Genomic DNA, 14,937 nt, shown 5'->3' on the forward strand with positions numbered 1-14,937 from the left:
ACCAGGGCCGCCCGGCACCCGACGGACCCGCCACCGCCGGGCGGCCCTCCACCCCGTGACCGAGGAGAATCCGCCGTGATACGCCCCGTCGCAGGAGCGCTCGCCGCCGCACTGGCCGTGACGCTCCTGCCCGTCCTACCGGCGGCGGCCGCCGCACAGGCCCCCGCCCCGCCCCCGGACGCGAAGCTGGCCGCCGAGCCGGCCCGGCACGACCTGACCCGGGAACAGTTCTACTTCGTCCTGCCCGACCGGTTCGCGAACGGAGACCCGCGCAACGACCGCGGCGGTCTGACCGGCACCCGCCTCCAAACGGGCCTGGACCCGACGGACAAGGGCTTCTACCAGGGCGGTGACCTCAAGGGCCTCACCGACCGGCTCGACTACATCAAGGGCCTGGGCACCACCGCCATCTGGATGGCGCCGATCTTCAAGAACCAGCCGGTGCAGGGCGAGGGCAAGGACGCCTCGGCGGGCTACCACGGCTACTGGATCACCGACTTCACGCAGGTCGACCCGCACTTCGGCACCAACGCCGACCTGGAGAAGCTGATCGACGCGGCGCACAAGAAAGGGATGAAGGTCTTCTTCGACGTCATCACCAACCACACCGCCGACGTCGTCGACTACCGCGAGGGGTCCCACTCCTACCTGTCGAAGGGCGCGTTCCCCTACCTGACCAAGGACGGCGTCCCCTTCGACGACGCCGACTACGCGGACGCCAAGACCGGGAACGACGCCAAGGGCAAGGGCGCGTTCCCGAAGACCGGCCCCGACTCCTTCCCCCGGACCCCCTTCGTGCCCGACGCGAAGAAGAACCTCAAGGTGCCCGGCTGGCTGAACGACCCCGCGATGTACCACAACCGCGGTGACTCCACCTTCGCCGGCGAGTCCTCGGAGCAGGGTGACTTCTCCGGACTCGACGACCTGTGGACCGAGCGTCCCGATGTGGTCAGCGGCATGGAGAAGATCTACGAGAAGTGGGTCAAGGACTTCCGGATCGACGGTTTCCGCATCGACACGGTGAAGCACGTCAACACGGAGTTCTGGACCCGCTGGGCCACCGCCCTCGACGCGTACGCCGCCGAGCGGGGCCGCGACGACTTCTTCATGTTCGGTGAGGTCTACTCCGCCGACACCGCCGTCACCTCCCCGTACGTCACCCGCGGCCGTCTCGACGCCACCCTCGACTTCCCGCTCCAGGACGCCATCCGCGCCTACGCCTCCCAGGGCGCGGCCGCCGGCCGGCTGGGCTCCGTACTCGCCGACGACTACCGGTACACCACCGACAAGGCGAACGCCTACGAGCAGGTCACCTTCCTCGGCAACCACGACATGGGACGCTTCGGGACCTTCCTGAAGCAGGACCGGCCCGGGGCGGGGGAGCAGGAGATCCTCGACCGCTACCGGCTGGCCAACGAGCTCATGTTCCTCTCCCGGGGCAACCCGGTGATCTACTCCGGCGACGAGCAGGGCTTCACCGGCTCGGGCGGCGACAAGGACGCCCGGCAGCCCCTGTTCGCCTCCCGGACGGCCGACTACCTCGACGACGACCAACTCGGCACGGACCGCACCCACGCGAGCGACGCCTTCGACCCGAAGCACCCGCTGTACCGGCAGATCGCCGCCCTCTCGAAGCTGACCAAGGCCCACCCCGCCCTGCGTGACGGAGTGCAGAGCGAGCGCCTCGCCGACGGCCCGGTGTACGCCTTCGCGCGTACCGACGCCCGTACCCGGACCGAGTACCTGGTCGCCGCGAACAACGCCCCCGAGGGCCGCACCGTGGAGATCGACGCCCCGGCCGGGGCCCAGTACCGCACCCTGTACGGCGGCACCGCGCTGGTCCGCGCCTCCGCGGCCGGCAAGCTCACCGTCCCGCTGCCCGCGCTCGGCTCGGTGGTCCTCCAGGCGGTCGCCCCGCTCGCCCTGCCCACCACCGCACCCTCGCTGACCCTGAAGGCCCCGGCCCCCGGCGCCACCGGGACCGTCGAGGTGTCCGCCGACGTCACCGGCGGCGGCCTGAACCGGGTCGTGTTCGCCGCGCAGACCGGTACCGGGAAGTGGCAGGTCCTCGGCTCCGCCGACCACGCCCCGTACAAGGTCACCCAGCACGTCACGGCCCCGGCCGGAACGCCCCTGCGCTACAAGGCCGTCGTCATCGACCCGGCGGGTCGCACGGCCTCCGCGCTCGCCGCGTCCGTCGCCGGACAGGCGCCGCCGAGGGAAACCCCGACCGCCACGCAACGCGACTACGCGGTCGTCCACTGGAACCGCCCCGACGGCGACTACGCGAACTGGCGACTGTACGCCTGGGGCGACGTGGCCGAGGGGGAGACCGCTCCGTGGCCCGAGGGGCACGCCTTCACCGGTCGAGACGCCTACGGCGCCTTCGCCCACGTCAGGTTGAAGCCCGGCGCCTCCTCCGTCAGCTACCTCGTCATCGACAAGGACGGCAACAAGGACGTCGCCGTCGACCGCACCATCGACGTGACGAGGACCGGTGAGGTCTGGCTCGAACAGGGCAAGGAACCCGCCCGCACCGACCGCCCCGCCCAACCGCCGCAGGACACGACGAAAGCCGTCCTGCACCACCAGCGGCCCGACGGCGCCCACGACGGCTGGGGCCTGCACGTGTGGACCGGCGCGGCCAACCCCACCGACTGGTCGAAGCCGCTGATGCCCGCCCGGTTCGACTCCTACGGAGCGGTCTACGAGGTGCCCCTCGCGCCCGGCGCCACCAGCCTGAGCTACATCCTCCACAAGGGCGACGAGAAGGACCTCCCCACCGACCAGTTCCTCGACCTGAAGGCCACCGGCCACGAGGTGTGGATGCTGGCCGGCCGCCCGACGTACCTGCTGCCGCAGCCCGCCGGATCGGCCGCCGCCCTCGACCTCGCCAAGGCCGAAGCCGTCTGGATCGACCGGGACACCGTCGCCTGGAAGGCACCCGCCGCAGCCGCCTCCGTGCAACTCCTCGCCTCCCGCGAAGGCCGGATCACCGCGGAGAACGGTGCCCTGCGCGAGGCCGGCGCCACCTGGCTGCGGCTGAACCGCTCCGAGCTCACCGCCGCCCAGAAGCAGAAGTTCCCGCACCTGGCCGACCACCCGGCCTTCACCGTCGACCCCCGCGACCGCGACCGCGTACGCGACGCCCTGCGCGGCCAACTCGTCGCGAGCGCCCGCACCGCCAACGGAGCCGCCCTCGCCGCCACCGGCGTCCAGCTCGCCGGGATCCTCGACGACCTGTACGCGACGAACGCCGCGCTCGGGCCCGTCTTCAAGGACGGCCGCCCCACCCTGTCCGTGTGGGCGCCGACCGCCCAACACGTCGCGCTCGAACTCGACGGCCGCAGCGTCCCGATGCGCCGCGACGACACCACCGGCGTCTGGTCGGTGCGCGGCGAACGCTCCTGGAGCGGCAAGCCCTACCGGTACGCCGTGACCGTCTGGGCGCCCAGCACCCGCCAGGTCGTCCGCAACCTCGTCACCGACCCCTACTCCACCGCCCTCACCGCCGACTCGACGCACAGCCTCGCCGTCGACCTCGCCGACCCGAAGCTCGCCCCGCCCGGCTGGAAGGCCCTGCGCAAGCCGGCGGCCGTGCCCTTCACCTCCGCCCGGATCCAGGAACTGCACGTCCGTGACTTCTCCGTCGCGGACCGCACCAGCAGCCACCGGGGTCAGTACCTGGCCTTCACCGACACCGGCTCGGCGGGCATGCGGCACCTGCGCGACCTCGCCGCCGCCGGTACCTCGTACGTTCACCTGCTGCCGGCCTTCGACATCGGCACCATCCCCGAGAAGCCCGCCGACCGCACCGAACCCGCCTGCGACCTGAAGATCTACGCCCCCGACAGCGAGGAGCAGCAGGCCTGCGTGGCGGCCGCCGCCGCGAAGGACTCGTACAACTGGGGTTACGACCCGCTGCACTACACCGTGCCGGAGGGCTCGTACGCGAGCGACCCGAACGGCACCGCCCGCACCGTCGAGTTCCGCAGGATGGTCCAGTCGCTGAACGGGGCCGGGCTGCGCACCGTCATGGACGTCGTCTACAACCACACCGTCGCTTCCGGGCAGGACGACAAATCGGTCCTGGACCGCATCGTCCCCGGCTACTACCAGCGGCTCCTCGCGGACGGCGGCGTCGCCACCTCCACCTGCTGCGCCAACACGGCCCCCGAGAACGCCATGATGGGCCGGCTCGTCGTGGACTCCCTCGTCACCTGGGCCAAGGAGTACAAGGTCGACGGTTTCCGCTTCGACCTCATGGGCCACCACCCGAAGGAGAACGTCCTCGCCGTCCGCAAGGCACTCGACGCCCTGACCGTCGCCAAGGACGGCGTCGACGGCAAGAGGATCGTCCTCTACGGGGAGGGCTGGAACTTCGGTGAGATCGCCGACGACGCCCGCTTCGTCCAGGCCACGCAGAAGAACATGGCGGGCACCGGCATCGCCACCTTCTCCGACCGCGCCCGCGACGCCGTCCGCGGCGGCGGGCCCTTCGACGAGGACCCGCGCGTCCAGGGCTTCGCCACCGGCCTGTTCACCGACCCCAACGGTTCCCCGGCCAACGGCACCCCCGCCGAACAGCGCACCCGGCTCCTGCACTCCCAGGACCTGATCAAGGTCGGGCTCTCCGGGAACCTCGCCTCGTACACCTTCACCGACACCACGGGCCGCCGCGTCAAGGGCTCCGAGGTCGACTACAACGGCTCCCCGGCCGGGTACGCGGCCGCCCCCGGCGACGCCCTCGCCTACGTCGACGCCCACGACAACGAAACCCTCGCCGACGCCCTCACCTTCAAGCTCCCGCAGGGCACCTCACCCGCCGACCAGGCCCGCATGCAGGTCCTGGCCATGGCCACCGCCGAGCTCTCGCAGGGCCCGGCGCTCTCCCAGGCGGGCACCGACCTGCTGCGCTCGAAGTCCCTGGACCGCAACTCCTACGACAGCGGCGACTGGTTCAACGCCCTGCACTGGGACTGCCGCGACGGCAACGGCTTCGGTCGGGGCCTGCCGCCCGCGGCCGACAACCGCTCGAAGTGGACCTACGCGAAGCCCCTGCTGACCGCACCGGCCCCCGGCTGCGCCGAGATCACCGCGACGTCGGCCGCCTACCGGGACCTGCTGCGGATCCGTACGACGGAGAGCGCCTTCAACCTCACCACCGCGGACGCCGTCGCGGCGAAGCTGGCGTTCCCGCTCTCGGGCCCCGAGGAGACCCCCGGCGTGATCACCATGACCCTCGGCGACCTCGTGGTCGTTTTCAACGCCACCCCCGCGGTCCAGCGGCAGCGCGTACCCGCCCTCGCGGGCACCCCGTACGCGCTGCACCCCGTCCAGCGGTCGGGCGCGGACCCGGTGGTCAAGGCCGCCGGGTACGACGTGACGAAGGGGGAGTTCACCGCACCGGCCCGCACCGTGTCCGTCTTCACACGACGGTGAGCCGGTCCAACCGCTTCTCCAACAGGATCACCCCGTAGATCCTGCCGTCGGCCCCCTCCTTGTGGGGGAACTCCCCGACCACCCGGTAGCCCGCGTTGCGGTAGTACGCGAGCAGCCGGGGGTTGGTGGAGACGCAGTCCAGCCGGACCCGGGCCAGCCCGGACCGGGCGACGCGCCGCTCGACGTGTTCGAGCATGCGGCGTCCGGTCCCGGCCGGCGCGGTCCTGCGGTCCACCATCAGCCGGTGCACGTAGCCCGCGACCGGCGGTTGGACCCCCCACGCCTCCTCGTCGGACCACCACAGCTCGTACGCCCCGACGATCCGCCGGTCCGGGTCCCCGGCCAGCCACACCTCGCCCTCGCGCATCTTCGTCAGGAAGTGCGCGGCGTCCTTCTCACCGGGCTTCCACTGCTCGATCCCGCGCTTCTGCATCCACCGGGCGGCCTGGTCGTACAGGTCGACCAACGTGCCGACGTCCTTCTTCACGGCCCGCCGGAACAGGATCTCGTCGTCAATGATCACGCGGGCATTATCGCCACAGCGGTGATCATCCCGTCGCGGGCGCCCCGCCGCGGTCGTCACCTTCGCCGGAGCCGGCCACGGCGCCGCTGCCGGGCACCAACCCGACCAGCCGGGTCACGAGCTCCCCGAACGGCCCGTCCGCAGGCTCGTGCACGAGGATCTGCCCCAGGATCCCCGCCATCTCCGCGTCGTACGCGGCACTCACCGCGGCCAGCGCCGCGAAGTCGTGCACCAACTGCAACTCCAGCTCGGCCCGCGGAATGCGCCGGCCGTCGAGCCAGATCAACGCCGTCGACTCGGCGAGCGACACCCACGACCGCACGACGAGCTCCAGCCGGGCGGGCGGCTCCTGCACCCCGATGTGCGAGACGATCTGCTCGTACGCGGCCTGCCGCACCTCGTCGATCATCGCGTTCGCCCGGCTGCTGCCGGCCGCCGGACCACCGCGCATCAACGCCGAGAATCCGGGCCCGTGATCGTCCACGAACGCGAAGAACCGCCCCATGACCCGCAGCAACCGCGCCCCGAGCGGCCCCTCGTGGGGCTCGACGAACCGCTGCGCCAACTCGTCGGCGGCCCGCCGCAGCGCGGCCTCGTACAAGCTGAGCTTGCCGGGAAAGTAGTGGTAGACGAGCGGCCGCGATATCCCGGCCGCCGCCGCGATCTCGTCGATCGACACGTCGTCGGGGGAGCGGTTGCTGAACAGCTCCAGGGCCACCCCGATCAGCTGCTGCCGCCGCTCCTCGACTCCCATCCTGCGCCGCACCCCGGTTGTCATGCCGACACCCTACTGCGCGCCACGGGACGGGAGCCGGGCCCCCACCGGCCGTTACAGGTCCAGGACCAGGCGGTCCGCGGCGGCGCGGGAGACGCACAGGAGCATCGAGTCCGCGCGTTCGCCGTCGGTGAGGAGTTCGTCGCGGTGGTCGATCTCCCCCTCCAGCACCCGGTGTTGGCAGGTTCCGCAGAAGCCCTGCTCACAGGAGTACGGGGTGTTGGGGAGCTCCCGGCGGACCGCCGTCAGGGTCGACTCGTCCGCCGCGACCTCCACGCTGCGGCCCGAGCGGGCCAGTTCCACCGTGAAGGGCCGCGCCGGGCCGCCCGCCTCCGGCGCGAACCGCTCCAGGCGCACCGCCGACGGGTCCGCCACCGCCGCGGTCACGGCCCGCATCAGGGCGTCCGGGCCGCAGCAGTAGACGAGGGTGCCCGGCGCGAGCGCCGCCAGCGGGCCGAGGTCCGGCAGGCCCGTCTCGTCCTCGGGCAGGACAGTGACCCGGTCGCCGTACGCGGCGAGTTCGGGCAGGAACGGCATCGAGGTGCGCGAGCGGCCCCCGTACAGCAGGGTCCAGTCGGCGCCGGAGGTCGTTGCCGCGCGGAGCATCGGGAGGATCGGGGTGATCCCGATACCGCCCGCGACGAAGACGTACGCGGGCGCGGGCGCGAGCTCGAACCGGTTGCGGGGCGGGCGGACCTCCAGCTCCGCGCCCTCCACCAGCTGGGCGTGCGCCTCGCGGGAGCCGCCACGGCCGTCCTCGATCAGCCGGACCGCGATCGTGTACCGGCCGGCTTCGGCCGGGTCCCCGCACAGCGAGTACTGGCGGACCAGACCCGAGGGGAGGACGATGTCCACGTGCGCGCCCGGCGCCCAGGCCGGCAGCTCGGGGGATTCCAGGACGAGCCGCAGCACCCCCTGCGCCGGCTCCGAACGGGACACGATCAGGGCGCTCAGCAGCCGCCGCGGGGAGTGACCCGACACCGGGTGCTCCAGCGCGGGCAGCGGCCACAGCGGGGAGCGGCGGATCCGCCCGGCGAGCGCGCGCCGGGTGAGGAACGCGGCGCCGGCGACGGCCGCGACCGTCAGGGCCCGCCTCACGGCCGGACTCCGCCGTTGGCGCCCGGCGAGGTGGCCAGGTAGGCCTCGGCCTGGGCGGTGGAACCCTCCTGCGAGGGATGGTAGGTACGGGACAGGTACGTCGGGATCGACTTCACCATCGCTCCCGTCGAGGGCAGGACGCCCTGCTGTCCCGCCCGGAAGAACTGCCCCAGGGAGGCCTTGGCGGCCGGCAGGTGCGGGTCGTTCTCCATGAAGAAGCGGGCGCCGCGCTGCCACAGGAACACCAGGGCCGTGAAGGCGGTCGCCCAGGTCCGGGCGCGCCGCCGGTAGTTGCCGTCCACGTGCATGAAGAGGTCGAAGGCCACCGAACGGTGTTCGACCTCCTCCGCGCCGTGCCAGCGCAGCAGGTCCAGCATCGTCGGATCGGCGCCGCGCCGGTCGAGTTCGTCGGCGTTGAGGATCCAGTCGCCCAGGAACGCCGTGTAGTGCTCGATCGCGGCGATCATCGCGACCCGTTCCATCAGCCACCACCTGCGGGCCCGTCCCGGCGGCAGGGTCCGGTCGCCGAGCAGTTTCTCGAAGAGCCAGTCGACCTGGGCGGTGTACGGGGTGGGGTCCAGTCCCAGCCGCTTCAGGTGCGGGAGCACGTCGTCGTGGGCGGCGGCGTGCATCGCCTCCTGCCCGATGAAGCCGATGACGTCCGCCCGGAGCCGCTCGTCCGTGATGTACGGGAGGACCTGCTTGTAGACGTGGACGAACCAGCGTTCACCGGCGGGCAGCAGCAGGTGCAGCACGTTGATGGTGTGCCCGGCGAAGGGGTCGCCGGGCAGCCAGTGGAGCGGGGTGTCCTGCCAGGAGAAGGAGACGTTCCGCGGCTGTAGGTCCGTCTGTTCCGACGCCACGGGGGCGGGCACGAGCGGCGTATTAGACATGGCGTCAATGTACTGATGGGTACGGGTGAGGAAAACCCCTCCGACAGCCCAATCTGCCGCCGCCCGCCGGGACGACACGCCCTACCGCAGCACCCCGGCCTTCGTGCCGTCCGTCAGCTTGCCCGAGAGATCGACCTGCGCGCCCTCCGGAGCCTTCACGGCCAGCCGGTTGCCCGTCGCCGAACCGCTGACACCGCCCGACACCGACAGCGAGGCGAACTGGGCGCTGCCCGCCGCCAGGACGTACCAGCTTCCCGCGCGGGACTTCCACAGCACCCCGGCGAGCACCCGCGGCTCCCGGGGCCCGCAGGCCGCCGACCCCTCCGCCTTCGCCGCCTGGGCCGCGAGCGCCGCCCCCGGGGCCAGGAACTGGGCCTGCACCCGGTCCGACCCGCCGTGCCAGGTCTCGGCCCGCGTGCACAACCAGGTCGCCGTCCCGTCGTTCTCGGGCAGCGGCTGCTTCGCGTACGTCCACGCGTTGACGCTGCGCACCCCGTGCGAGCGTACCGACGGCAGCAGGCAGGCGATCCGTGACCATTCGCTCAGCTCGGCCGCCTCCGACACGTCCCGCGCCGCACCCGGCGCACCCGACGTCAGCCGGGCCGGGGTCAGCTCCCCCAGGTCCGTGACCAGCCGCGTCGCCCCGTCACCGGTCAGGGCGATGGCGTTCCAGGCGGTGCAGCTGCCGCCCGGGGCGGGACTCATCACCGGAGGGGTCAACCCCTCCGGCGTCAGCTTCAGCGTCACCGGCGCCTCAGCCGGCTTGAGGAGGTCGCGCAGGGCGGCGCCGGTGACCCAGGGGGCCGTCAGGTAGCGGACGTTGCCGTCGACGCGACTGAGCACCAGCCCCGTCGCGGTGTCCGCGGACGCCCCGTCGGTCCGCGCGAAGTCGAGCGCGGCGCCCGCGGTCCCCGCGCGCGGCTCGGCGTACCGGACCACCCGCAGTCCGTCGTGCAGCAGCACCACCACCGCCTGGTCGACGGCCCCCGCGAACAGCAGCTGCGGCGGCCCCATCGGCGGCCCGGACGGCGTCCCCGGCGTCGCCGACACCACCACCGACTTCCCCGGCCTGGCCCACACGGCCAGCGCCCGGCGCAGCAACTCCTTGTCGTCGGCGCGGTCACCGCGCGCGGGCCACGCCGAGTAGTCGGTACGGGAGGACGTCCGCCACAGCGTCGCCGGGGCCCGCACCAACTGCCCGGGATCCAAAGCCTGTTCCGCCGCGGCGTTCAGCGCGTACGGCGGAGCCGCCGGCCCGTCGGAGCCCCAACCGCCACCCGGCAACGCCAGCAGCGCCCCGCACACCGCGAGGGCCGCGGCCGCGGCCAGCCCGGCCCGGGTGAACCGTCGCCGGCGCAGCAGGTCGGTGGGTCGGGCCTGGAGCACGCACGGATCGAACTCGGGGGACACGAACAGGCCGTCGTGCGCGGGGTCCCCGGACTCGGCGACGGCCGCCGCCGGATCGGCTACCCCCGCCTCGGTCAGCACCCGGAGCACGTCCGGCTCGGCCAGCCCCTCCAGCGCCCGCAGGACGCAGGCCGCCCGACCGGGCCCGTTCAAGGTGGCCAACCACTGGTCCAGCGCCAGCTCCTCGGCCCCGCCCGACCTCGGGAACAGCCGCAGCCCCCACACCTGCGGGAGCAGCGGCGGCAACTGCCCGCGCAGCGGGAGCGCCCGGAAGCTCAGCGGGATCCCCGCCTCCAGGGCCGAACGCAGCACGCGCAGCCGGACGTACGCGTACCCCGACTCCGGCCCGTCCGCCCCGTCGCGCTGCGCGGGGACCCCACCGCGCACCTGGGCGGCGTCGGCCGCGGCGGCGCGCCGGCCGCGCGGCAGGGCGCGCTGGGCCAGCGAGTGGGCGGTCAGGACCCGCCGGTTGCGGCCGAGGGAGGGCGGCAGCACCAGATAGGCGAGCCGCACCAGCCGCGGGTAGTGCTCGACGATGGCGGCCTCGGCCTGCTCGACGTCGGGAGGCAGGGGGCGGGTGGCGGTATCCGGCGCAGTCACGTTCAGCAGAACGAGCGATTCGTCGGATGGTCACCCGTCCCCAGCGCACGCGTTCGGACGAGCCGGCGCCCGGGAACGCGCACGCGCCCGCGGGGTGCGCCGGGTCAGGCGATGAGCTTGGTCCGCAGCGCCTCGACGGTCTCGTCGGACACGCCGAGTCCCTCGCGCACGTACTTCTCCATCGATCCGTAGCGCGTGCGGACCTCGTCGAGGCCGGCCTCCAGGTAGGAGGGGAACACCCCGATCAGGGCGAGCGCGATGTCCGGGTCCCCGCCCGCCGCCGTGAAGCCCTCGATCATGGGGGCGAAGGCCACCTTGACCGCCGGGTTCACCGACAGGTACTCCGCCATCAGGGTCTCCTCGTCGGCGCCGAGCAGCGCGAGGATCAGCGTCGCGCCCCAGCCCGTACGGTCCTTGCCGGCCGTGCAGTGGAACAGCAGCGGACCGGACTCCGGATCGGCCGCCTCGACGAGCAGCGTGCGGTAGGCGGCCTGCGCGGAGCCGGAGCTGACGAACGACCGGTAGACCGACCCGAAGAGTTCCTGCGCCCGGCCGCCGCCCAGGTGCTCCTCGGCCACCACGGGATCGGCGAGCAGGTCCTTGAGCTGGGTCGCGGCCGGCATCCGGCCGTCGTTCATCTTGTCGGCCAGCACGTCGCGCACCACCAGTCGAGCGCCCTCGGGCAGCCGGTCGGGGTGGTCGGCGCGCTCGGAGTCGCTGCGGAAGTCGATGACCGTACGCAGCTCCAGCGCGGCCACCACCGGGTCGGCGGCGAGGTCGAGCCGGTCGAGGGAGCCCGAACGCAGCACGAGTCCGGGCCGGACGGTCCGGCCGCCGGTGAGCGGGGTGCCACCGAGGTCGCGGAGGTTGGCGACGGTGGTGGAGGGCGTGGCGGTCATCGTGGCGTCTCCAGCGGTATGCGCGAGGTGTGGATTACTCGTGTCATTCAGATCATTCGTATCATTCGGGTCACGCGAGGGCGAGATTGCGACGGGTCGGTCCCACATGCCGGCCGAGGGGCAGTCGATCGAGGGGCAACCGGTCGAGGGCCAGGGAGAGTCCGATGCCCAGCCCCAACGCGGCCAGGTGCCCGGCGTCGGTGAAGGTCCGGTCGCGGCTCAGGACCGGCCGGACCGCGAGCGCCAGCAGGCCCACCCGGGCCGTGGTGCGCACGGGTCCGCGCGGCAGGGCGGAGGTCAGGGCGCCCAGCACGGTGTTGAACCCGTAGCTGGTGCCGACGTCCACGGCGCGGCGGGTCTCCTTGTCGGTGGTGCCCCGCAGGACGCCGTGGACCAGCAGGGTCGCCTCGGCGTGCCCGAAGAGGAACGCGGAGGCCGTCCACCACGCCCCGTACGCGTACTCGGCGTATCCGAGCACCGCCGCCAACAGCAGCGCGTAGGGCAGCGGCATCGGTTCCTCGACGACGAAGGCGCTGCTCAGCAGGGTCTCCCAGCGTCCGGCCGTGAGGTTGTCGACGTTCGTCGAGCAACCGCGCAGGACCCGGTCCCGGCGTTCCGGACCCAGTCGGTCCAGGGCGTGCGCGCCGAGCTGCACTCCTGCGGCGTACACCGCGCCGACGGGCAATGACCATGACCATGGCGATGGATTCACCCGCCCATGATCGGATACGACCCTGCCGGCGGCACCACCGGGCCTCGTGGGAATATGACCGGAACATGTCTGGAACCCCCGCGCCGATGCGCGTCGTGCGGGCCGCGATGTTCGCGGCCGTGTGCGTGGCATTGGGCGCGCTGGGGCATTCGTACATGTCCGGGATGAATGTTCCCCTCGGCTCGTTGACGGCCGCCTTCGCCGTGACGGGCGTGCTCGCCTGGCTCGCGGCCGGTCGCCGCCGCGGACCCGTGGGAATCGGCGCGGCCCTCCTCGGCGTCCAGGGCGCGCTCCACCTCACCTTCTCCATCGGTCAGGCCCACGCACCCGCGGCCGCCGCGCCCGGGTCGCCCGCCGGCCACCACCCCGCGCACACGATGCCCGCCGCGCCCGGCCAGGTTCCGGCCGGCGGCGCGGCGGCAGCGCCCCACGGGGGAGCGGTCCACGGTGCGTCGAGTACGGCCCCCGTGTCGAGTACCGCGCACGACATGGCGGGCATGGCGCATGACATGCCCGCCACGGTCGGCGTGCACGAGGGCATGGCCGGTATGCACGAGGGCGCAGCCGGCATGGCCCACGGCGTATCCGGCATGCACGACGGCCTGGCCGGTACGGCCGGTATGGCCGACGGCATGCAGGGCATGGCCTCCCTGCTCACCATGGCGGGCCACGGCGGCCTCGGCATGATCGCCGCCCACGTCCTCGCCGGGCTCTTCTGCGCCGCGTGGCTGGCCCGCGGCGAGGCCGCCGTGTTCCGGCTGGCCGCCGTCCTCGGCGCGACCGCGCTGCTGGCGGCCCGTCCGCTCGCCCGCGCCCTCGCACTGGTCCGCACCCGGGTGGCCCTCGTACCGCCGCCGCCCGCGCACTGCGCCCCCTGCGACCGACCGCGCCGACTCCGCGGCGCGGTCCACGCCCACACCGCGGTGCGCCGCGGGCCGCCCGTCCGGTGGAACACCCGCGCCACGGCCCCCGGCCGTCCTGCCCGCGCCTGACCGGCGCACCTCCTCGGCGAGGGGGGCGAGACCTGGGGCCGCCCACCCATGCCTTCGCCAACCCTGAGGACCGACATGTCCCTCGACGTGCTTCCGGACGCCCCCACCGGGGACTCCGCCGCACCGCCGAAGCGCACCGGCGGCACCTGGGCCGCCCTGCGCCCGCTGCTCCTGCGCCTCCACTTCTACGCGGGGCTGCTCATCGCCCCGATCCTTTTCCTCGCCGCCACTACCGGCCTGCTGTACGCCGGTTCCTGGCAGGCCGAGAAGATCGTCCACTCCGACGAACTGACGGTCGCCCGGGTCGGTGAGGCCGCCCTCCCGCTCGGCGCCCAGATCGGGGCCGCCCGCGACGCGGCGCCCGAGGGCAAGGTCATCGCCGTGTGGCCCGCACCCGAGGAGGAGGCGACCACCCGGGTGATCATGGAGAGCCCGGGCCTGGGCGAGGGCGAGACCCTCACCGTGTTCGTCGACCCCTACACCGCCGACGTGCGCGGCCAACTCACCACCGCCGGCGACGCGCTCCCGCTGCGGGCCTGGCTCAGCGGGTTCCACGCGAACCTCCAACTCGGCGAGTTCGGCCGGAACTACAGCGAGCTGGCCGCCAGCTGGCTGTGGGTCGTCGCCCTCGGCGGTCTCGCCCTGTGGATCGGCCGCCGTCGTTCCCGCAAGGCGCACCTGGTGCTCCCCGACCGCAAGGCCACCGGCCGCCGCCGGACCCTGTCCTGGCACGGCACCGTCGGCCTGTGGGCCGTCGCCGGACTCGTCGTCCTCTCCGCCACGGGCCTGACCTGGTCCCGGTACGCCGGCGAGAACATCGGGCAGCTCCAGGACCGCCTCGGCGGAGCCACTCCGTCCGTCGCCGCCGCCCTGAACGGCGCCGCGGCGGGCGGCGACGAGCACGCCGGGCACGTCATGACGCCGGGCATGGAGATGCCCCCGCCGCCGCCCACCGCCGACATCGGCATCGACCGCGCGGTGGCCGCCGCACGGGCCGCCGGGGTGAAGGCGAGCCTGCGCGTCACCCTCCCCGCGGACGGCAAGGGCTACGTCGTCAAGGAGGCCGACAAGGAGTTCCCGGTGCACCTGGACGCGGTCGCCGTCGACCCCGCCGACGGCCGGATCATGGATGAACTCCGCTTCACCGACTACCCGTTGCTCGCCAAGCTGACGCGGTTCGGCATCGACCTGCACATGGGCCTCACCTTCGGGCTCGTCAACCAGATCGCACTGGCCGCGCTCGCCGTCGCCGTGATGTTCCTCGTGGTGTGGGGGTACCGGATGTGGTGGATGCGCCGACCCACCAAGGAGCGCAGGCTCTCCGTGGGGCGCCCGCAGCCGCGCGGCGCCTGGCGGAAGCTGCCGGTGACCCTCCTGCTGCCGCTCGCCGCCGTGACCGCGCTCGTCGGCTGGTTCGTCCCGATGCTCGGGATCAGCCTGCTCGTCTTCCTCGCGGGTGACGTGCTGCTCGGCCTCGTGGCCGCCCGTCGCGGGAACCGGACGCCCGCGCCGCAGGTCTAGGGCCTGTCGGGCGAGTCGTCGCACACGTGGGCCCGCACTCCCCCCGGGGAGTGCGGGCCCACCGTCATCCCGCTG

Annotated in this window: 10 protein-coding genes; 3 read left to right on the forward strand and 7 right to left on the reverse strand. The window is 73.2% G+C overall.

What is annotated here, in order from left to right; all coding sequences use genetic code 11:
* The first annotated feature begins 75 nt into the window (after positions 1-75).
* A complete protein-coding gene (gene pulA / locus ACZ58N_RS10630) occupies positions 76-5,442 on the forward strand; it encodes a pullulanase-type alpha-1,6-glucosidase (protein ID WP_471157680.1) in 5,367 nt (1,788 codons plus the stop codon).
* Here pulA and ACZ58N_RS10635 read toward each other — a convergent pair.
* From ACZ58N_RS10635 to ACZ58N_RS10665, 7 genes are all read right to left on the reverse strand, one after another.
* Positions 5,429-5,965, reverse strand: coding sequence for a GNAT family N-acetyltransferase (locus ACZ58N_RS10635; protein ID WP_471157681.1), 537 nt, complete (start codon positions 5,963-5,965; stop codon positions 5,429-5,431). The genes pulA and ACZ58N_RS10635 overlap by 14 nt on opposite strands.
* A gap of 25 nt (positions 5,966-5,990) precedes the next feature.
* Positions 5,991-6,743: a TetR/AcrR family transcriptional regulator gene (locus ACZ58N_RS10640; protein WP_471157683.1), complete on the reverse strand. Its 753-nt coding sequence runs from the start codon at positions 6,741-6,743 to the stop codon at positions 5,991-5,993.
* 51 nt (positions 6,744-6,794) lie between these two features.
* A complete protein-coding gene (locus tag ACZ58N_RS10645; protein WP_471157684.1) occupies positions 6,795-7,838 on the reverse strand; it encodes a PDR/VanB family oxidoreductase in 1,044 nt (347 codons plus the stop codon).
* Positions 7,835-8,731, reverse strand: a complete 897-nt coding sequence (locus tag ACZ58N_RS10650; RefSeq protein WP_471157685.1) for a metal-dependent hydrolase — start codon at positions 8,729-8,731, stop codon at positions 7,835-7,837. Before ACZ58N_RS10650 ends, ACZ58N_RS10645 begins: the two co-directional genes overlap by 4 nt.
* 81 nt (positions 8,732-8,812) lie before the next feature.
* Positions 8,813-10,738, reverse strand: a complete 1,926-nt coding sequence (locus ACZ58N_RS10655) for a hypothetical protein (protein WP_471157687.1) — start codon at positions 10,736-10,738, stop codon at positions 8,813-8,815.
* A 104-nt stretch (positions 10,739-10,842) separates the two neighbouring features.
* Positions 10,843-11,637, reverse strand: a complete 795-nt coding sequence (locus ACZ58N_RS10660; RefSeq protein WP_471157688.1) for a tyrosine-protein phosphatase — start codon at positions 11,635-11,637, stop codon at positions 10,843-10,845.
* A 70-nt stretch (positions 11,638-11,707) separates the two neighbouring features.
* Positions 11,708-12,322: a rhomboid-like protein gene (locus ACZ58N_RS10665; protein ID WP_471157690.1), complete on the reverse strand. Its 615-nt coding sequence runs from the start codon at positions 12,320-12,322 to the stop codon at positions 11,708-11,710.
* 92 nt (positions 12,323-12,414) lie between these two features.
* Here ACZ58N_RS10665 and ACZ58N_RS10670 point away from each other — a divergent pair, with 92 nt between their 5' ends.
* Positions 12,415-13,341, forward strand: a complete 927-nt coding sequence (locus ACZ58N_RS10670) for a hypothetical protein (RefSeq protein ID WP_471157691.1) — start codon at positions 12,415-12,417, stop codon at positions 13,339-13,341.
* A 75-nt stretch (positions 13,342-13,416) separates the two neighbouring features.
* A complete protein-coding gene (locus tag ACZ58N_RS10675; protein ID WP_471157693.1) occupies positions 13,417-14,862 on the forward strand; it encodes a PepSY-associated TM helix domain-containing protein in 1,446 nt (481 codons plus the stop codon).
* Positions 14,863-14,937: the final 75 nt, after the last annotated feature.

The sequence above is a fragment of the Streptomyces sp. NPDC040432 genome (assembly GCF_055595445.1).

Excerpts from the sequence above, each read along its gene's own strand:
- ACZ58N_RS10650 (WP_471157685.1), bottom strand. The coding sequence starts at position 8,731 with ATGTCTAATACGCCGCTCGTGCCCGCCCCCGTGGCGTCGGAACAGACG.
- ACZ58N_RS10675 (WP_471157693.1), top strand. The coding sequence starts at position 13,417 with ATGTCCCTCGACGTGCTTCCGGACGCCCCCACCGGGGACTCCGCCGCA.
- ACZ58N_RS10640 (WP_471157683.1), bottom strand. The coding sequence starts at position 6,743 with ATGACAACCGGGGTGCGGCGCAGGATGGGAGTCGAGGAGCGGCGGCAG.
- ACZ58N_RS10660 (WP_471157688.1), bottom strand. The coding sequence starts at position 11,637 with ATGACCGCCACGCCCTCCACCACCGTCGCCAACCTCCGCGACCTCGGT.
- ACZ58N_RS10670 (WP_471157691.1), top strand. The coding sequence starts at position 12,415 with ATGTCTGGAACCCCCGCGCCGATGCGCGTCGTGCGGGCCGCGATGTTC.